Below are 19173 nucleotides of genomic sequence, written 5' to 3' on the forward strand. Positions count from 1 at the left end.
AGATTCTAACTTTGTTACACGTAAAGCCCCTGCTAATTCTAAGATTAGCAGGGGCTTTTGTTATCTGATTGGTTTAATCAGGTGTAATGGACAAAATTCAGGCTAAAAACGAGCGGTTAGTCTCTAATGGACAAAATTCAGGCTACCCTTCAGAGTATGTCATTAAAAAGTTGTTAATAAACTTAAGCTTACGTTGTTTATTGAGCCCATTATGACTGCTTAATTGGCGTTTTAACTCGCTAAACAAACCTTCTAGAGAATTAGTTGTATTTGGAATGTTTAAGTCATCTAATTTTCTAGAAGTGAATAACCAATCACTATTTACTCGCAAGCTTCTATAAGCACTTCTAAGACGCTTATGGGTGTACCAAGTCTTACCAGTATCTATATTGGTACTACGCTCATTTAAGTAGTCCTCATGAGTCAAATACCAACTATCTAGAGCTTGAATGAACGTTGTCTTATCATAATCCTTTATATTTAAAGCTAGCTGTCTAAGTGCAATACTTGCGATATTTTGAGGCCTACGAGTTAAGTATCGAGTGATGATCTGTAGTTGATGAAACTGGCACATTTGTATCGGTATATCTTTAAACAAAGCATTAAGACCTCGTCTTCCATCGCAAGTAATGCTAGTGATATCAATGCCTTGTGATTTTATATGCTCTATTCCCAGTTTATACAGAGCGTTGGTCTCATAGTGAATAATACGGTGGTGTAATACCGCTTTGCTTGTATAGTCGAGAAATACCATTAAGCCAAATGTTCTACCAAAGTAGGTCGTGTCCATCACTATGTTGGCACGAGTAGGTAGCTTATTAAGTGACTTTATCTCAATTGTATCTAGTCGCCTTTGTATGGTCTTTATGCTACAGCCATACTTATGAGCAAGTTGTTTATAAGTCTGTTTACCTTGAGTATATTCTTGCCACAAAGTTGTATTATTGAGCCGCCTGCCACCTAAAAACTGCCGATTACAAACAAGGCATTTGTACTGCTGTTTCCCTGATTTATAACCATTCTTTTTAGTGTGTTTTTCACCACAAAAAGGGCAGTTTTTTGATTCATGGCTTTCAATCCTTGCAAATACTTATAGTATATAGCTTTAAAGGGGGTGTCAGCCTGAATTTTGTCCATTACACCTTTAATCACTAGGCGTAATATATAGTCAAAGAGGTCTAACATGGTTACAAAGCAACCGAGTGTCAGTCCTACAAATGTAGGCTTAGCGAGGTTAACACTGTAACCGCTGAGTAGTTCGCTGACTATAATTGTCAGGCCTAACGCAGACCTTTGTATAGGAAGTAACAGCCGACAACAGTTAGTAGCACAGCAAAGCATCTCTTTAGCATCGCCGGAGATAGAATATGAGCGACTTTTGCACCTAGTTTGGCTGTAAAAAAGCTCATGACGCTAATACCTAAAAAGGCATAAATATGCACAAAGCCAATGGTATTTGGTACATCTAATTTTTGCTGCATACCAAACAGCATAAAGCCTAACGCGCCAGCAATCGCAATCGGCAAGCCGCAAGCTGCTGAAGTGCCCACTGCTTTTTGCATGACCACCCCATAACGGGTGAGGTAGGGCACGGTTAAACTGCCGCCGCCAATACCGAAGATGGCCGAGGCGATACCAATCACGCCGCCAGCGGCTAATTGCTTAGGTGTTGACGGTAGGTGAGCCTCTGTATAACCGACGTTTTGACTGTTAGCATTTGCCGGTGTTGCCTGATTCTTGGCTTTAGCGAACATTTTATAAGCAACCCAAAGCAAGAACACACCAACGATAATTTGTAAGTGAATTCCAGAGATTTGTCCTGCCAATCCTGCGCCCAAAAAGCAGCCGATTGCCATGCCAGGTGCTAGATTTTTAAACACAGGCCACATCACTGAGCCTTTTTTATTGTGCGCCATTAACGAGCTAATAGAGGTTACAATAATGGTCGCCAGTGATGTCCCTAACGCTAAATGCATAATTGCGTCAGCAGGGTAGTCCATTTGGGTAAACACAATAAAAAGCAGGGGTACGATTATCGTGCCACCGCCCACACCAAAAAGCCCCGCAGCAAATCCTGCTAGAGCGCCAATAATTAAAAAGATGATTAATTCCACGGGATTTTATATCTCAGTCAAGTTTATTTGGTTTGATAGTTTATCAAACGTTGGTTGGCCAGATTACGATTTTTATTAGAGATAAGTGAGTAGTGCTTAAATCAAGGTCTATCGAATAATACATAGACCCTCTTTATTTTAGTCTGTAGCTAAGCAATTTGTGCTTGAGCACTTTGACCAAGCTGATGATAAGATCTATTAAAATAGACTAAGCTCTCTCCCTTTCCTCTATGCTGCTCGGCTTGCTTAATAGCGACAACGCGGCACATAAATACGCTGTGTGTTCCTACCTCTTGGATTTGGTCAATTTCACAATCAAAACTCACTAAAGCATCTTCCAAAATAGGCGCACCTGTTTTAAGCTCAGTCCAATTAGCCTGTTTAAAGCGCGCTTCAGAATCTAGTCTAGATGCAAAAGCATTCGAGATTTGTTCATGATGGGCACCCAGCACATTGACGCTTAACACTTTATTATCAACGAAATGCGCATGGGAACGAGAAGTGGTATTCATACAGACCAATAACGTCGGCGGTGTGTCGGTGACGCTGCACACCGCAGAGGCTGTAAATCCATGAATGCCAGTGGCGCCTTTGGTGGTGACGACATTGACAGCAGTCGTTAACAAAGACATGGCATCTCTAAAATCGGTTGCTTCAATCATGACTGTCATCCTAAGGTTGGTTTTGATAGAGTACTAAATACCTTATTTATATCACGCCTGTTATTGCTTATTAGCAAAACTAGCGAGTTAGCTCATTACGAACAATGGCTGAGCCTGCACTTAACGCATGTAACTTATCTCGAGCGATTTGACGTGATAGAGGCGCCATACCGCAGTTGGTCGATGGGTATAGCTTGTCTGCATCGACGAATTGCAAGGCTTTACGTAGCACATCGGCTACTTCTTCCGGTGTTTCAATCTCATTGGTTGCCACATCGATGGCACCAACCATCACTTTCTTACCGCGAATCAATTCAATCAAGTCCATTGGTACACGTGAATTGATACATTCTAGCGATACAATATCAATCTGAGACTGCTGAAGCTTAGGGAATATCTCTTCGTACTGACGCCATTCTGAACCCAGCGTCTTTTTCCAGTCGGTATTGGCTTTAATACCATAGCCATAACAGATATGTACTGCCGTTTCACATTTCAAGCCTTCAATAGCACGCTCTAACGTGGCAACACCCCAGTCACTGACCTCATCGAAGAAGACATTAAAGGCAGGCTCATCAAACTGGATAATATCTACGCCAGCAGCCTCCAAATCTTTGGCTTCTTGGTTTAATATTTTGGCAAATTCCCAAGCTAATTTTTCACGGCTCTTATAATGACCATCATATAAAGTATCCACCATGGTCATTGGACCAGGCAGCGCCCATTTAATAGGTTGATCGGTTTGTGCCCGTAAAAAAGCAGCATCCTCAACAAACACTGGCTTTTGACGGCTAACCGCACCGACTACTGAGGGAACGCTCGCTTCATAGCGATTACGGATTTTAACTGTTTCACGATTTTCAAAATCAACACCATCGAGATGCTCAATAAAGGTTGTCACGAAATGCTGACGAGTCTGCTCGCCGTCACTGACAATATCGATGCCTGCATTGACTTGTTCTTGCAATGACACACGTAGCGCATCTTGTTTGGCTTCGATAAGCGCGTCACCCTCTAATTTCCAAGGAGACCATAATTTTTCAGGCTCTGCCAGCCACGAAGGTTTTGGTAAGCTGCCTGCGGTTGACGTTGGTAATAATAGTGCCATGTTATTTATCTTCTCTAATCTGGTTTGATGTTTGATATATTTGGGAGCGGTCGGTTTTAATCAGTAAGCAAACGCTTAAGCCACGTTTTTAGTATGTGCATCATTTTAACTAGATGTAGTGCTCGAGTCATCTAAACTTGCTGCCCACTCATTAAGTAATTCTTGATGCGGCTTAATAAATTGCTCTTCAGTAAATCTACCTTGTTTCACTGCTAACTGACTGCGCTCTTCACGGTCATAGACAATTTGAGTCAGTGAGTAATCTTGATACTCTAAGCTTGGCTGATAAACCTGACCGGCTGCTGAATTGGCATTGTAAATCTCCGGACGGTAAATCTTCTGGAAAGTCTCCATCGTACTGATTGCACTGATTAATTCGAGATCAGTATAATCGGCCAACAGGTCACCAGAGAAGTAAAACGCCAGTGGTGCCACGCTGCCTTTAGGCTTAAAGTAACGCACTCTTAAGCCCATTTTATGAAAATACTCATCAGTTAACGAGTATTCATCTTGTCTGTATTCCACGCCCAATACGGGATGTTGATTGGTTGTGCGGTGATAGGTTTTGCTGGTCGACACGCTCAAGCAAATAACAGGCTGCTTATTAAAGTTGGCTCTGTAAGCGTCTGAATTTAATAAGTGCTGGAACAGTTTGCCGTGCAGTGCACCGAAGCTTTCAGGTGGTGGTGTGTTTGGATTCTTATCAAAATGATCGAGCAATACCACGCTAAAGTCGTAATCGCGCACATAAGAGGAGAAACTGTTACCGATAATGCCCTCAATACGCTTGTTCTCTTTATGATCAACGATAGTGGTTTGTAGCATTTCAATCGCTGGAAAAGTCTTACCATCTCCTTCGACGTCTAAATCTGCAGAAATAATATCTACTTCAACTGAGTAGCGGTCTGCATTTGGATTGTCCCAGTTGGCTAACGCGTTAAAGCGGTTGTTGATCATGGTTAGCGTTTTGCGTAGGTTTTCTTGGCGGCTATTGCCACGGGCTAAATTCGCAAAGTTGGTTGTCAGACGCGTGCTGTCTGCCGGTTTGTAGTTTTCATCAAAACGAATTTTCGAGATTGAATAGGTTAACTGCTTGCTCATCGGATTACCCTCTATCTTAATTTTTAAATCGACCAAATGTCTGTATGTGATGAATCATACTCAATATATAACATGAATAAAAACGATATAAATTAAAAATAAGATGAATTTAATTCATGTTTATAGATGCTTTAAATAAAGGAATACTATTTAAAGGTGATTTTAAGGATTAAAAATCAGAGTAATTTAAAGGTTTTTAATAGCTAAGGCTATATTATATAAGGGGTGTATAGGATTGGCTTGATATCAGCGTGATTAGTGAATGTCAATTAGATAGAAGAATAGTTACTCAGGTGTCGTGGATAGAAATTGATTAAAGAATAGACAGATTTTGCTATAAATGAATTCTATTCATCCTACTATTAGAAAGTATCAACTGGTATAACAATAAAGCTAGCCAAACCGGGGAGATATAAGAAGGTGTGAGAGGCATAAAAAAGGAGCGCCTAGAGATAAGCACTCCTTCGTAATGAGATAATAAGATATGGATGACGGTTATTTATTTTTAGCAACGGCTTTAAAATGAGACACTTGGTTGTCATTTGAAATAACTAACACAGGCACATTGCCACTATTTTTGCTCAAAGTATATGTGCCCATCACTGTTTTTACTGTGGCGGCATCGAATTTTGCTTCGGTATCTGGACAAGCCATCATAGTGCTCATGATATTGCCAATGTGTACATCACCATTATTAATACTATAAGGCGCTGAAATATTATTACAGGTGTTTTTAAAGTTAACGAGATTGCCACTGTCAGTTGCCATAAAGTTTAAGGTCAATGGCTTAGACGGATTAATAAACAGCTCATCTACCTTTTGGTTATCAGCATCAACTGCATCAATAAGCTGCCAATTGTAGGCTTGTAACACATCATTAGTAATCGGTTGGGTAGTGATTTTAGAATGAGCATGCGGAGTGGTAGTTTGTACGCCGTTGGTGGTTTGACACCCAGCAGCAAGAGCGCCTATAGTAAGGGTAGTGACCATTATCAGTACATTTAATGCTTTCATAATACTCTCTTTAAAAGTGAAAAAATTAGGGTTATTTGTTATTTTAAGCCCCATTATCACAGAGCCTATTTTTGCATACAAGATATAATAACCATTCGAATACTAAAAGTATTAACTATTAACTGTCTTCATCGTTAACCCGTAATTAAAATTCAACAGAGTACTAATCGAGTAGAATTGAGTCAATAGAGGCGTAATACTCTTGTATTTTTGCTGCTATCTAGGCTTATTTTTCGGGCTCAGTAGCGTATAATACCAACAGAAATTATCCAAGCAGTGACAGTTATATAGTAAGCTTTAGGGTAATGGTTTGCCTCGCTATTAAACATGAACAATGCGGATTTTTTTGCTAAGCTATGTTACCTTTATAACAAAAATTAAGTTACTCCTTTTATCACTCTTTCATTCACTTTTAGCATAGAAATAGGAAAAATCATGAGCTATCAGCAACAGCTAGAACGTATCAAAAATGACACTGGATTTATCGCAGCCCTTGATCAAAGTGGAGGCAGTACACCAAAAGCGCTACGTATGTATGGCGTAGAAGAAAGCGAATACTCAAATGATGATGAGATGTTTGCTAAAGTGCATGAAATGCGCACCCGTATCATGACTTGTGATTGCTTTGACAGTGGTCGTGTATTGGGCGCTATCTTGTTTGAAGACACGATGGACCGCGAAGTGAATGGTAAGCCAACCGCTAACTACTTATGGGAAGATAAAAATATCGTTCCTTTCTTAAAAGTAGATAAAGGTCTGGCAGAAGAGATGGATGGTGTACAAGTGATGAAGCCAATTCCAAATCTGGCGGCATTACTAGAGAAGGCAAAAAACTATCCTATCTTTGGTACCAAAATGCGCTCGGTTATCCATCAAGCGAGCCAACACGGTATCGAAGTTGTGGTACAACAGCAGTTTGACGTGGCGAAGCAGATTTTGTCTGAAGGCTTTATACCAATCGTTGAGCCTGAAGTTAACATCGAAAGCAAAGATAAGCTTGAAAGCGAAGTGTTACTAAAAGAGGAGATTCTACGTAACTTAGACAGCTTAGATGATGACCATCAAGTGATGTTGAAGCTGACACTGCCAGAAGAGCAAGGCTTCTATAAAGAGTTAGTTAACCATCCAAAAGTGCTTAAAGTGGTTGCCTTATCAGGTGGTTATAGTCGTGATGAAGCTTGTGAGCGTTTAAAACAAAACCCAGGTATGATTGCTAGCTTCTCGCGTGCTTTCACTGAAGGTTTATCTAAGTCTCAAACAGACGAAGAATTCTCAGCGACTATTGATGCATCAATCGACAAAATCTATACCGCATCTAAAGTATAGATAGTTCATCTTACAAGCACAGTTTTTAGGTTATTTATTCTTAATGCTGCTGTTTTAAACCTATACAAAAGCAAAGAGCTTGAATCTCTAGAGATTCAAGCTCTTTTATTATTTTAGCACTAAAGATCTAGATCATATACCTTTTTATTAAACCTCTTTATACAACTGGCGTCCTTCGCTGTTATATTTCTCACTCATCTGTTCCATGCCTTTTTGTACTTCCTCAAAGCTGGCTTCACCGACTTGACCAACAAGCTCAGTATCCACTTCTTTGATTAGATGTACATCATCAGACAGCTCGCCACTACTTGGGGTTACCTCGCTACCGGTAGGCAGGCCTGCTGCATATTCGCGCACATTTTGAGTGATCTTCATTGAGCAGAACTTAGGACCACACATTGAGCAGAAGTGAGCTGACTTATGCGCATCTTTCGGCAGCGTCTCATCATGATATTCACGTGCGGTATCTGGATCTAAGGCCAGGTTAAACTGGTCATCCCAGCGGAATTCAAAGCGAGCTTTAGACAGAGCATTGTCTCGAGCTTGAGCGCCAGGGTGACCTTTAGCAAGGTCAGCAGCATGGGCAGCTATCTTATAAGTGATAATGCCATCTTTTACGTCTTTTTTATTCGGTAAGCCCAAATGCTCTTTTGGGGTCACATAACACAGCATTGCCGTACCATACCAGCCAATCATAGCCGCACCGATAGCACTGGTAATATGGTCATAACCAGGAGCGATATCTGTGGTCAATGGGCCTAGGGTATAGAAAGGCGCTTCATGACACATCTCAAGCTGTAGATCCATGTTCTCTTTAATACGGTTCATGGCAACATGACCTGGACCTTCAATCATAACTTGTACATCATGTTCCCAAGCCACTTGAGTCAGCTCGCCTAAAGTACGCAGTTCACCAAATTGAGCTTCATCGTTGGCATCTTGCAAACAGCCCGGACGCAAACCATCGCCTAAACTAAAAGCCACGTCATACTGCTTCATGATTTCGCAGATTTCTTCAAAGTGGGTATATAAAAAGCTTTCTTTATGATGCGCTAAACACCACTGGGCCATGATAGAGCCGCCACGAGAGACGATACCGGTCAGACGTTTAGCAGTTAATGGCACATAGCGCAGTAGTACGCCAGCATGAATAGTAAAGTAGTCCACGCCTTGTTCAGCTTGTTCAATTAAGGTATCGCGGAATATCTCCCAAGTTAAGTCTTCTGCTACGCCATCGACTTTTTCTAGTGCTTGATAGATAGGCACGGTACCGATTGGCACTGGCGAGTTACGGATAATCCATTCACGGGTTTCGTGGATATTCTTACCAGTTGATAAGTCCATGATGGTGTCCGCACCCCAACGGGTAGCCCACGTCATCTTCGACACCTCTTCATCAATGCTTGAGCCCAGTGCTGAATTACCGATATTGGCGTTAATTTTCACTAGGAAATTACGACCGATAATCATTGGCTCAGATTCAGGGTGGTTGATGTTGTTTGGAATAATGGCTCGGCCGGCGGCTACTTCATCACGCACAAATTCAGGGGTGATAATTTTTGGGGTATTGGCACCGAAGCTTTCGCCAGCATGTTGACGCATATCGGTCCGTTCATGCTGCTTTTGAGTCTCACGAATGGCGATATATTCCATTTCAGGAGTAATAATACCTTGGCGTGCATAATGCATTTGGGTAACGTTCTTACCTGCTTTGGCACGACGTGGCTTATCGATATGAGCAAAGCGAATGTTAGCAGTTTTGATGTCACGCGCACGCTCATTACCGTAGTTGCTTGATAGGCCGTCTAGAATTTCAGTATCACCACGTTCTTCAATCCACTTTTCACGCAGCTTTGGCAAGCCTTTAGTCAAATCGATATTAACATTGGGGTCGGTATACACGCCCGAGGTGTCATAGACATAAAAAGGCGGGTTCTTTTCGCCATTTTCGAGACCAAAACCGCCAGTTGGAGTATCGGTTAGAGTAATTTCACGCATCGGCACTTGGATATCAGGACGTGAGCCTTCGATATATACTTTGCGTGAGGCGGGCAGGCTGCGCGTTAAGTCGCGGGCTTCTTCGTCAAAGCGCTCGTCTTTGGCGTTGCGGTGAGCGGGAGTTTTGATACTATTTTCTGCATTACTCATGGGAATTTCCTTATTTTTTGCTAATGGCAATTGCCACGTTGGCTTCTAGAATAAAAGGCTAAAAACCGGAGGTAAAAATAAAGACTCGGTAAGTGCAGATTTTGTCGTTTTGACAGTACCCTATTTGTTTATAAATAAACCCTGTATCAGCAGACGGTAACTTGAGAATATCTCTTTAAATATTATGCGCTTATATATTGATAAATAAGCATGCGAATTTTAAAGGATTAACATAAGCGTGAGTCTGGCTCGTCATGATAATGAGCAGGTCTTTATAAAGGATAGGGGAGTTGCAATGACTTTCCTACGGCGGTATTAACCGCATCAGGTTCAACGGGTGATGTCTCAGCAAACGCTTTGTCCAATAATAGTAACTAAACTATTAGCGAACAGATGGCCTGCACCCCGAGTCTTAATGATTTTGATAATACAGATATCTTATCAAACTTTGAGTCCAATAACAGTCTTCAATTGCATTTAAATCTTATATGCCATTTCCTTTATAACACAAAAAAAGCCAATGGATTAATCCATTGGCTTTTTGCACATAATAATGTCAGTAAGACTTACTGTTTACGGTACTTGCCGTCGCCTCTACTCAGTACTTCGACGTCCACTTTACATAAGTTGCAGTTTAGCGACTGGTTTGCTTTTTTAGATAAATCAATAATACGACCTGGGGTGAATGGACCACGGTCAGTAATTTTAACCACAACCGATTTGTTGTTCTTAAGATTGGTTACTTTTACTTTAGAACCGAAAGGCAGTGATTTATGAGCGGCTGTCATGGCGTACATATTATAAATGGCGCCTGATGCCGTTCTTTTACCATGGAACCCTGGACCATACCACGAGGCGAGGCCAGCGTTGGCAGGTACTGTTAATAACATAGTTAACAGCAGAGCAAATGGCATAAAAAGTTTTTTCATAGGTTGTACCTGTTTTTTCATTAATGGTTGGGACACATTGTTACAATAGAATCTTGGCGTTACCGTTAATCTTAGGCTGTTAGTCCTAAGTATTACTCTATTAAGAGCCCTGACGGGTAGCAAAATTAAATTGTCTGCACCAAAACATTGAATGCGTAGTGTACAGGACTACGGTTTAGTTTACCTTGCTAATAGGTAAAGTCAATGTAAAGAATACTTAATGGTGAGATAGATAGCTCTGTGGGAGTCGTGTTAAAGCATACGCAATGTAAGTTTTTAAAAAGATTGCTTTCTAAAAGTTACTATTTTTTACAATAAATAATTATTTCATCAAACTGTCATATTTAGAGGGCAAAATGTGCTCAATCCGATAGAGGAGCTGATAAAAGGATTCATCATTATGTGGCAACTCTATTTTTACCTACCTATATAAAAATATTTATCAATGACTCTTTAGGAGAGAATATGCGTTATTCACTATTGGCCGTAGCAGTAGCAAGTGTTTTAAGTTTAGCCGCTTGTGACAAGAAAACGGACGACACCGCTACAAATGGTGAGACAGCCACCACTACTGAAGGCACAACCGCTTCTGAATCAACCAATTCAACTGCTGGTAGTGCTGATAGCTACACAGACATTGAAGGCGTTGAAATGAACATCAGTGGTGCCGGTGCATCTTTCCCAGCACCTATCTATCAAAAATGGTCTGCTGACTTCCAAAACGCTACCAAAGGTCAAGTCAACTATAACTCTATCGGTTCTTCAGGTGGCGTTAAGCAGATTAAAGCAAACACAGTTGATTTCGGTGCATCAGATAAGCCGCTTAAGCCAGAAGAGCTAGCAGAAGCCGGTCTTATCCAGTTCCCAACCGTTATCGGCGGCGTTGTACCTATCGTTAATATCGAAGGTATTGAGCCTGGTGAATTGGTATTAAGCGGCGAAGTATTGGCTGATATCTACCTAGGTAAAATCACTAAGTGGAACGATCCAGCAATCACTGCATTAAACGAAGGCGTTGAGCTTCCTGATGCCAACATCACTACGGTTCACCGTTCTGACGGTTCTGGTACTACGTTCAACTTCACTTATTATCTAAATGAAGTATCAAGCGACTGGGCTAACATCGGCGTTGATAAAAGCGTTGAATGGCCAACTGACCAAACCGGTACTGGCGTTGGTGGTAAAGGTAACGAAGGCGTTGCTGGTATGGTAACTCAAGCACCTAACTCAATCGGTTATGTTGAGTATGCTTACGCTAAGCAGAACAACATGTCTCATACCGCTATGATTAACGCTGCGGGTAACAAAGTTGAGCCATCTGCTGAATCATTCGCCGCCTCTGGTAACGTTGATTGGTCAAAAGCGGAAGGCTTCTACAAAGTTATCGCAAACTCAGATACTGCCGATGCATGGCCTATCGCTGCAGCAACCTTCATCTTAGTACACAAACAGCCTAAGAACCCTGAAAAAGTTGCTGGTGTATTGAACTTCTTTAACTGGGCATATAACGAAGGTGATCAAGCGGCATTAGACCTTGATTATGTTCCATTCCCAGACGAAGCTGTCGCTCTATTCAAAGAAGAGTGGAAGCAAGTAGTTGGTGCTGACGGTCAGCCAGTATATACCCCTAAATAATATTCGTTAACTTGTCACTGTTAATGAATGTTAAACAATTGGCAAGTAAATGACAATTCATTTACTTGCCTTTTACTAATTATATTTCGATTTATAAATTTTAAGAAAGTTAAATTTCTACTCATGTTGGGGTAACCATGTCTGACTTACAGGCTCAGCTAGCAAAGCAGCGAAGAAACGACGTCATTTTTGTCAATATGACCAAGTTCTTTGCGTTATTAGTATTGGTTTCTTTAGGCGGAATCATGCTGTCGCTAATTATCGGAGCATGGCCAAGCATTAAAGAATTTGGTTTTGGTTTTTATACCAGTTCAAATTGGAGTACCGTTAATGATGAGTACGGTGCTTTAGCCCCGATTTACGGCACCATTGTGACGTCTATTATCGCTATTCTGATTGCCGTTCCGGTTAGCTTTGGTATTGCAATCTTCTTAACAGAGCTTTGCCCTAAGACGTTACGGCGTCCATTGGGTATGGCCATTGAATTATTAGCGGGTATTCCGTCTATTATTTATGGTATGTGGGGCTTTTTCATATTAGCGCCTTTATTTGCCAAATATGTTCAACCTTTCATTATTGATAACTTTGGTCCGATACCGGTTATTGGTAGCTTTTTTGGCGGACCGCCGCTGGGGATCGGTGTTTTCACTGCCTCGTTAATCTTAGCCATTATGATCATTCCTTTTATTGCTGCCACCATGCGAGATGTGTTCTCGGTGGTTCCAGAGTTATTAAAAGAATCGGCTTATGGCGCAGGGGCGACTACTTGGGAAGTCATGTATAAGATTATCCTACCTTATACCAAAGCGGGTGTTGTTGGTGGTGTGATTCTTGGTCTTGGCCGTGCACTGGGTGAAACCATGGCGGTAACTTTCTTAGTCGGTAACACTTATAACATTAATTCAAATTTATTCGGCTCAGGTGTGACTATTACCTCGTCAATTGCCAATGAATTTGCGGAAGCCTCTAGTGAAATGCACGTCGCCACCTTATTACATCTAGGCTTAATTCTATTTGTTATAACTTTTGTTGTTTTATCCATATCTAAAATCATGTTGTCACGTATTGATAAGAGAGCTGGTAACTAATTTTAGGCAGCTATTTTTAGACGACTTAATCATAGATATGTAAGGTATTTGGCAGGAAAAATATTATGACAATGAATTCAAGTGTAACATCAGCCTCTAGTAGCCCAAGCAGTTTTGAGCAGCGCATGAATAAGTCACTGTACTCAAAGCGTAAGTTCTATAACGTACTGGGTCTTATCTTTGCCGTATTGGCTATGAGTTTTGGTTTATTTTGGCTGGGCTGGATCTTATTTGATCTACTGCGTAAAGGGATGGAGGCGATGCTTACCATGCCTATCTTTACCGTCGATACGCCGCCGCCTAATACCATGGGTGGTTTGCGAAATGCGATTGTGGGTTCGATCATGATTGCAGGTAGCGGTCTGTTGATAGGCGCACCTATCGGACTCATGGCTGGCGTTTATTTAGCAGAGTTCTCTCAAGGCTCATGGCTTGGTAAAGCAACACGTTTCTTAAATGACATTTTGTTATCAGCGCCCTCTATTGTTATTGGTCTATTTGTGTTTACATTAATGGTAAACAACCGCAGCTTCTCAGGTTGGGCAGGCGCTATTGCACTGGCACTGATTATTATCCCAGTTGTGGTACGTAGCACCGAAACCATGTTGAACTTAGTACCTAACCAATTGCGCGAAGCCTCTTATGCGCTAGGCGCACCGAAGTGGAAAGTAGTGACTTCAGTAACAATGAGTGCCGCAAAATCAGGTTTGATTACCGGTGTTCTTTTAGGCTTTGCCCGTATTACCGGTGAGACCGCACCATTACTATTTACGGCACTAAATAACCGATTCTTTAGTTGGGACATGGGCAGTGCTATGGCCAACTTACCAATGACCATTTACCAATTTGCTGCAGCACCAGATGACACACAGAATATGATTGCATGGGGTGGTGCTTTGTTAGTTACCTTCTCTGTATTAGGCCTTAACATCCTTGCTCGTATTGTTGGCCGCGAGAAAAATTAAGCTGATTAAACAAACAAGCACACACAACCGTTACTCATTTTTAAGTGATATATAAGGTATGATTATGTCAGACACATTAGAGAAAAAAGCAGTCGTTAACACCACAAACAACAGTGGTGAAAGTATGTTAGAGCAGCCAATTCAGACGGGTAATCAACAAGAGCAGCCAGATACGGCCTCTTTTACCAAACAAACCGTTGCTGATTTGCCAGACAATATGCCAAATCCAAAAATGAAAATCCGTGATTTGGACTTTTATTACGGCGATTTTAAAGCCCTAAAGCAAATCAACATCGACATTCCTGAAAAGAATGTAACGGCATTTATCGGCCCATCTGGCTGTGGTAAATCTACGCTGCTACGTACCTTTAACCGAATGTATGATTTGTACCCAGGCATGCGTGCTGACGGTAAAATCATTCTTGACGGCAAAAATATCTTAGATAAAGATGTTGATGTGAACTTACTACGTGCCCGCGTCGGTATGGTATTCCAGAAGCCAACGCCATTCCCAATGTCTATTTATGACAACGTGGCATTTGGTGTGCGCTTGTATGAAAAGCTGAGCAAGGCCGATCTTGATGAGCGCGTTGAGTGGGCGCTTAAAAAGTCAGCATTATGGCCAGAAGTAAAAGATAAGCTAAAAGCATCTGGTCTGTCTTTATCAGGTGGTCAGCAGCAGCGCCTATGTATCGCTCGCGGTGTAGCAACTAAGCCTGAAGTATTGTTATTAGATGAGCCAACGTCAGCACTTGACCCAATTTCAACCGGTGCGATTGAAGATCTTATCGAAGACTTAAAACACGACTATACCATTGCTATCGTAACCCATAACATGCAACAAGCGGCTCGTGTTTCTGACTATACCTGTTATATGTACCTAGGTGATATGGTTGAGATGGGTGAGACCAATCAAGTCTTCACTAACCCAGCACAAAAAGCGACTGAAGACTATATTACAGGTCGTTATGGCTAACGCTAAACGATTCTTTATAAAAATAAGCATTGTTAGTTGATGCTTATCTAATATAAAGTGTAAGCGTTACGCTAAGTTATACCGACTCAATTTTAGATAGCCAAGCCAAATAGCGACAAATCCTGAGCACAACTTAGAGGTATTGTCTGTTATTTGGCTTGTTTGTTCATGGACATGTTGTGTACGGAAACATTTCACAAAAAGAATAGGATATCCTTATGCCCACATCTGAAAAACATCTGTCTAAAAGCTTTGATCAAGATTTAAGACAAAGTGTTGAGCTATTTATGGAGATGGGACGGTTAGTAGCAGAACAAGTGACCTTAGCCACGCATTCACTCGTTGATGGTAATTCTGAAACCGCCATAAAAGTTATCGATGATGATACTAACGTCAACCAGATGGAGATTAAGGTCGATGAGCAGATTATTTTGCTGGTCGCCAAGCGTCAATTAGCAGCCAATGACCTACGTCTCGTCATGGCATTAAGTAAAGGCGTGGTTGACTTAGAACGAGTGGGTGATGAAGCCAGTAAAATTGCCCGTATGGCTGTTCAGCTAGCAAAAGAGGGCGAGTCACCAAGAGGGTATTCCGAAGTTCAGCATTTATCTAATCAAGTTCGACTAATGCTACTCGATTCACTTGATGCCTTTGTCCGTATGGATCCTGAGCAAGCCCTTACCGTATTACAAAGTGATGATGTGGTGAATGCTGAATATCAAACAGCGACGCGATCTTTAATGACTTATATTATGGAAGACAGCCGTCATGTGTCTAAAGTCATTAATATTTTGTGGGTACTGCGTGCGTTAGAGCGTGTCGGTGATCATGCGCGTAATATTGCTGAATTAGTTATTTATTGCACCAGTGGTAAAGATGTGCGACATACTGACTTTGTGACCGTAGAACAAGCGGTTCAAGAGGCGTCTAATCATATAGCTGCACGTAACCATAACGGTAACGGTAATTTGTAACGGAGCCGTTAATTACTGACCTAAAAAAGGAGCAGCCCTAGGGTTGCTCCTTTTTTATTGCTTCAAACTTTTACATATTCACTCAGGTGGTTTAGTGAAGCGTTTTACTTGCTGTCAGTTTCAGGCGTATATCCTGAAGGACGCTCGTAGTCTTCATTATCGAAGAATTTCTCACGTTGCTCATTAATGAACTTTTTGGCATCAGGATTAATCATGCTTAAATGGTTTTCATTAATCAGCATGGTCTGTAATTCTAGCCACTCATCCCATGCTTTTTTAGATACGCTATTTTGAAGCTCCTCACCTTTTTTGTTAGGAAAAGGTGGCTTTGGCATTTTTGGTAAATCTTGTTTATATTTGCGGCAAAATACGGTATTCGCTTTTGGATCAAAAGTAGTTGTCATTATTTTATCCTATTAATATCAGTGGTTTATTGAGTGTCGATATTGTATTTAGCCAAGCGTTCACGACCACGAGCCACCGCTTTAATAACTTGGTTCGGCGCAGTACCGCCTAAATGGTCACGGGCAGCAAGCGAGCCTTCTAAGGTGAGATAGTCAAATACATCTTCACCAATAGCATCACTAAACTGCTGCAATTGTCCAAGCTCAAGCTCGCTTAAATCGACGCCTTCTTCAATGGCTAAGGCAACGGCATTGCCGACGACTTCATGCGCATCACGGAATGCTACGCCGCGGCGTACTAAGTAATCTGCCAAGTCAGTTGCAGTGGCGTAGCCTTTCATCGTTGCAGCACGCATATTTTCTTTGTTAGGTACTATATTAGGCAGCATATCCACAAATGCAAGTAACGAGCCGGTTAGAGTATCGACGCAGTCGAATAAAGGCTCTTTGTCTTCTTGGTTGTCTTTGTTGTACGCCAATGGCTGGTTTTTCATCAAGGTTAATAAGGTAGTCAGCTGACCGAATACACGTGCTGCTTTACCACGTACCAATTCTGGTACATCTGGGTTTTTCTTCTGCGGCATAATTGATGAGCCGGTACAGAAGCGGTCAGGAATTTGCACAAAACCAAACTGTGCAGACATCCATAAGATAATCTCTTCACTCATACGTGATAAATGCATCATTAAGATAGACGCCGCTGCGGTAAACTCAATCGCAAAGTCTCTATCAGAAACAGCATCCAATGAGTTTTCACAAATACCTTCAAAACCTAATAGCTCAGCAGTAATTGTGCGGTCGATAGGGAAGGTGGTACCGGCAAGTGCGGCACTGCCCAATGGCATTTGATTAATACGGCGACGCGCATCAATTAGACGATCAGTATCACGGTTTAACATCTCAAACCAAGCCATCACGTGATGGCCAAAGCTCACAGGCTGTGCGGTTTGTAGATGGGTAAAGCCTGGCATGATGGTATTAGTGTGTTTCTCTGCCAGACCCAATAGACCAGCTTGCAATTTCACCAATAGCACAACAATGTTGTCTACTTCTTCACGTAGCCAAAGACGAATGTCAGTGGCAACCTGATCGTTACGGCTACGACCAGTGTGCAGTTTTTTACCAACTGTGCCAATGATATCTGTCAAACGCGATTCGACATTCATATGTACATCTTCAAGCGCGATAGACCAGTTAAACTCACCAGCATCAATCTCTTGCTGAACTTGATGTAGCCCCTTAATAATGGTGTCTACTTCTTCTTGAGTTAAGATGTCACACTTGCCAAGCATGGTGGCATGGGCGATAGAGCCTTGAATGTCATGTCTGGCAAAACGTTGGTCAAAGCCAACCGATGCGGTAAATGCGGCAACAAAACTGTCAGTGGCCTCGCTAAAGCGGCCGCCCCACATTTGTTGGCCTTGTCCTTTACCGGCTGTGTTAGAATCAGGGGGAGAGGCGTTAGCAGCAGTTGACGTTTGAGTCGATGATGTAAGGGTATTATTTGGTGAGTCGTTGGTGGCAGTCATATCAGTCTAAATCCAGTAAAAAGCACAGAGTCCCCAGTATAGCAAAGGACGAGTCGACCTTGCTAGCTGAGCGCTTGGAGTTTTTTGTACCCGTGTTTTCTCGCTCATTTTCATTATTAGAGGGACTTGCCTATATTGCGGTCTGGGCATTATTCATTACCGGACTTCAGTTAGAGGGGTTTAATGGTTGGCAAGACGCTGTCAACTATTATGTGCTCAGCTTTATTGTCCTATTTATTACTATTTTTACCACTGTCTTTTTAATAGAAATACAGCGCCCATCTCTCAAAGATGCTCGGGTGATAACGGTATGTACTAAAATGCTGCTGACGGGGGTGTTAGTCGCTATATTTGCAGCCTTTAGTGTCTTATATCTGGTTGGTTATTTTGGTATTACTGATATAACTCTTGAACGTATTGTCAGGGTGACGGCGCTGCATGCGGTGAATACTGGCGGATTTATGTTGGTGATGATGATTTACTATCTACGTCGTCACCGTGATTTAATAAACCTGCAGAAGTCCTTTGAATATAGATTGGCCACCCAAAACGAATATATTAAGGCGCGATTAGAGCCACACTTCTTATTTAATACTATTAATACCCTTATTTCACTCATCGAGGTAGATGACAAAAAGCAAGATGCCACGGATATGCTGCAGCATTTGTCCTATTTATTTCGGATGAGCTTTAACGAACCTGATGAGGTGAATTTTGAAGATGAGATTGAACTATGCGAGCATTACCTTGCTATTGAGCATTACCGCTTGCAGGATAGACTGGTAGTCACTTGGAATCTGCCTGATGCTGATTTGATTTATGATATGAGTATCCCCTCTTTTAGTATTCAGCAGGTATTAGAAAAAACGATATTATATGTTGCAGGACTAAGCACAGACGTGGTATTTATAACCATAACTGTACAATGGCAGAATAATAAAGTCTATGTTATCGTGACCTCGAATATCCCAGAGGGTAATGATATCAATAAATACGACTTAAACCGATATCTTGATTTTAGTGTGCAGGAGAATTACCTGCGTAAGAATTTTGGTGACAGTGCAAAAATAATCATGTCAGCAGAGAATCAACAGATTGTTACTCGAATCGATTATCCTTTACATGATGCTCAGTTTTAAAATCAGTTAGGGTAGAAAGTAAGTAGAATAATGTGAGAGTGATGGATAATTATTAGAGTCA

Annotated in this window: 17 protein-coding genes and 1 riboswitch; of the genes, 7 read left to right on the forward strand and 10 right to left on the reverse strand. The window is 41.5% G+C overall.

Going from position 1 to position 19173, the window contains the following annotated elements; translation table 11 throughout:
• Positions 1 to 142: 142 nt before the first annotated feature.
• The 6 genes from AC2SLO_RS02055 to AC2SLO_RS02080 all read right to left on the reverse strand — a co-directional run bounded on the left by AC2SLO_RS02055 (position 143) and on the right by AC2SLO_RS02080 (position 5999).
• A complete protein-coding gene (locus AC2SLO_RS02055) occupies positions 143 to 1078 on the reverse strand; it encodes an IS256 family transposase, variant Zn-binding type (protein ID WP_495637095.1) in 936 nt (311 codons plus the stop codon).
• A gap of 202 nt (positions 1079 to 1280) precedes the next feature.
• Positions 1281 to 2114 (reverse strand): sulfite exporter TauE/SafE family protein, encoded by an 834-nt coding sequence (locus AC2SLO_RS02060; RefSeq protein WP_486543836.1) that lies wholly within the window; start codon positions 2112 to 2114, stop codon positions 1281 to 1283.
• 149 nt (positions 2115 to 2263) lie between these two features.
• Positions 2264 to 2776 carry a flavin reductase gene (locus AC2SLO_RS02065; RefSeq protein WP_486543835.1) on the reverse strand — a complete coding sequence of 171 codons (513 nt, stop codon included), beginning with the start codon at positions 2774 to 2776 and terminating at the stop codon, positions 2264 to 2266.
• Positions 2777 to 2855: 79 nt separating this feature from the next.
• Positions 2856 to 3884 (reverse strand): methionine synthase, encoded by a 1029-nt coding sequence (locus tag AC2SLO_RS02070; RefSeq protein ID WP_486543834.1) that lies wholly within the window; start codon positions 3882 to 3884, stop codon positions 2856 to 2858.
• A 105-nt stretch (positions 3885 to 3989) separates the two neighbouring features.
• Positions 3990 to 4985 (reverse strand): DUF1852 domain-containing protein, encoded by a 996-nt coding sequence (locus AC2SLO_RS02075; RefSeq protein WP_486543833.1) that lies wholly within the window; start codon positions 4983 to 4985, stop codon positions 3990 to 3992.
• A 495-nt stretch (positions 4986 to 5480) separates the two neighbouring features.
• Entirely contained in the window at positions 5481 to 5999 is a 519-nt protein-coding gene (locus AC2SLO_RS02080) for an META domain-containing protein (RefSeq protein ID WP_486543832.1), read from the reverse strand.
• A gap of 435 nt (positions 6000 to 6434) precedes the next feature.
• On the opposite strand from AC2SLO_RS02080, the gene AC2SLO_RS02085 reads away from it, so the two are divergent.
• A complete protein-coding gene (locus AC2SLO_RS02085; RefSeq protein WP_486543831.1) occupies positions 6435 to 7325 on the forward strand; it encodes a fructose bisphosphate aldolase in 891 nt (296 codons plus the stop codon).
• Between the two features lie 147 nt (positions 7326 to 7472).
• On the opposite strand, the gene thiC is transcribed toward AC2SLO_RS02085, so the two are convergent.
• Both thiC and AC2SLO_RS02095 read right to left on the reverse strand, forming a co-directional pair.
• Complete coding sequence (gene thiC / locus AC2SLO_RS02090) at positions 7473 to 9473, reverse strand: phosphomethylpyrimidine synthase ThiC (RefSeq protein ID WP_486543830.1); 2001 nt, start codon at positions 9471 to 9473, stop codon at positions 7473 to 7475.
• A 284-nt stretch (positions 9474 to 9757) separates the two neighbouring features.
• Positions 9758 to 9891: riboswitch (TPP riboswitch) on the reverse strand.
• 148 nt (positions 9892 to 10039) lie between these two features.
• Positions 10040 to 10402, reverse strand: a complete 363-nt coding sequence (locus AC2SLO_RS02095) for a septal ring lytic transglycosylase RlpA family protein (RefSeq protein ID WP_486543829.1) — start codon at positions 10400 to 10402, stop codon at positions 10040 to 10042.
• A gap of 465 nt (positions 10403 to 10867) precedes the next feature.
• Here AC2SLO_RS02095 and pstS point away from each other — a divergent pair, with 465 nt between their 5' ends.
• The 5 genes from pstS to phoU all read left to right on the forward strand — a co-directional run bounded on the left by pstS (position 10868) and on the right by phoU (position 16040).
• A complete protein-coding gene (gene pstS / locus AC2SLO_RS02100; protein WP_486543828.1) occupies positions 10868 to 12037 on the forward strand; it encodes a phosphate ABC transporter substrate-binding protein PstS in 1170 nt (389 codons plus the stop codon).
• A 137-nt stretch (positions 12038 to 12174) separates the two neighbouring features.
• Complete coding sequence (gene pstC, locus AC2SLO_RS02105) at positions 12175 to 13125, forward strand: phosphate ABC transporter permease subunit PstC (RefSeq protein ID WP_486543827.1); 951 nt, start codon at positions 12175 to 12177, stop codon at positions 13123 to 13125.
• Between the two features lie 71 nt (positions 13126 to 13196).
• The gene (pstA, locus tag AC2SLO_RS02110; protein WP_486543839.1) at positions 13197 to 14090 is read left to right on the forward strand and encodes a phosphate ABC transporter permease PstA; all 894 of its coding nucleotides are present in this window, start codon (positions 13197 to 13199) and stop codon (positions 14088 to 14090) included.
• 64 nt (positions 14091 to 14154) lie between these two features.
• Positions 14155 to 15066 carry a phosphate ABC transporter ATP-binding protein PstB gene (gene pstB / locus AC2SLO_RS02115; protein ID WP_486543826.1) on the forward strand — a complete coding sequence of 304 codons (912 nt, stop codon included), beginning with the start codon at positions 14155 to 14157 and terminating at the stop codon, positions 15064 to 15066.
• Positions 15067 to 15284: 218 nt separating this feature from the next.
• Positions 15285 to 16040, forward strand: a complete 756-nt coding sequence (phoU, locus tag AC2SLO_RS02120; protein ID WP_486543825.1) for a phosphate signaling complex protein PhoU — start codon at positions 15285 to 15287, stop codon at positions 16038 to 16040.
• 104 nt (positions 16041 to 16144) lie between these two features.
• Here phoU and AC2SLO_RS02125 read toward each other — a convergent pair whose 3' ends face one another.
• Together AC2SLO_RS02125 and argH are read right to left on the reverse strand one after the other, a co-directional pair.
• Positions 16145 to 16444 (reverse strand): oxidative damage protection protein, encoded by a 300-nt coding sequence (locus AC2SLO_RS02125; protein WP_486543824.1) that lies wholly within the window; start codon positions 16442 to 16444, stop codon positions 16145 to 16147.
• A 26-nt stretch (positions 16445 to 16470) separates the two neighbouring features.
• A complete protein-coding gene (gene argH, locus AC2SLO_RS02130) occupies positions 16471 to 17856 on the reverse strand; it encodes an argininosuccinate lyase (RefSeq protein ID WP_486543838.1) in 1386 nt (461 codons plus the stop codon).
• Between the two features lie 95 nt (positions 17857 to 17951).
• On the opposite strand from argH, the gene AC2SLO_RS02135 reads away from it, so the two are divergent.
• Positions 17952 to 19112, forward strand: a complete 1161-nt coding sequence (locus tag AC2SLO_RS02135) for a sensor histidine kinase (protein ID WP_486543823.1) — start codon at positions 17952 to 17954, stop codon at positions 19110 to 19112.
• Positions 19113 to 19173 lie beyond the last annotated feature (61 nt).

The organism is Psychrobacter sp. CX14 (genome assembly GCF_057396205.2).

Coding starts and splice junctions, on each gene's coding strand:
- AC2SLO_RS02085 (WP_486543831.1), top strand. CDS start 6,435: ATGAGCTATCAGCAACAGCTAGAACGTATCAAAAATGACACTGGATTT.
- pstS (WP_486543828.1), top strand. CDS start 10,868: ATGCGTTATTCACTATTGGCCGTAGCAGTAGCAAGTGTTTTAAGTTTA.
- phoU (WP_486543825.1), top strand. CDS start 15,285: ATGCCCACATCTGAAAAACATCTGTCTAAAAGCTTTGATCAAGATTTA.
- pstC (WP_486543827.1), top strand. CDS start 12,175: ATGTCTGACTTACAGGCTCAGCTAGCAAAGCAGCGAAGAAACGACGTC.
- AC2SLO_RS02070 (WP_486543834.1), bottom strand. CDS start 3,884: ATGGCACTATTATTACCAACGTCAACCGCAGGCAGCTTACCAAAACCT.
- AC2SLO_RS02080 (WP_486543832.1), bottom strand. CDS start 5,999: ATGAAAGCATTAAATGTACTGATAATGGTCACTACCCTTACTATAGGC.
- thiC (WP_486543830.1), bottom strand. CDS start 9,473: ATGAGTAATGCAGAAAATAGTATCAAAACTCCCGCTCACCGCAACGCC.
- AC2SLO_RS02095 (WP_486543829.1), bottom strand. CDS start 10,402: ATGAAAAAACTTTTTATGCCATTTGCTCTGCTGTTAACTATGTTATTA.
- argH (WP_486543838.1), bottom strand. CDS start 17,856: ATGTGGGGCGGCCGCTTTAGCGAGGCCACTGACAGTTTTGTTGCCGCA.
- AC2SLO_RS02075 (WP_486543833.1), bottom strand. CDS start 4,985: ATGAGCAAGCAGTTAACCTATTCAATCTCGAAAATTCGTTTTGATGAA.
- pstB (WP_486543826.1), top strand. CDS start 14,155: ATGTCAGACACATTAGAGAAAAAAGCAGTCGTTAACACCACAAACAAC.
- AC2SLO_RS02065 (WP_486543835.1), bottom strand. CDS start 2,776: ATGATTGAAGCAACCGATTTTAGAGATGCCATGTCTTTGTTAACGACT.
- pstA (WP_486543839.1), top strand. CDS start 13,197: ATGAATTCAAGTGTAACATCAGCCTCTAGTAGCCCAAGCAGTTTTGAG.
- AC2SLO_RS02125 (WP_486543824.1), bottom strand. CDS start 16,444: ATGACAACTACTTTTGATCCAAAAGCGAATACCGTATTTTGCCGCAAA.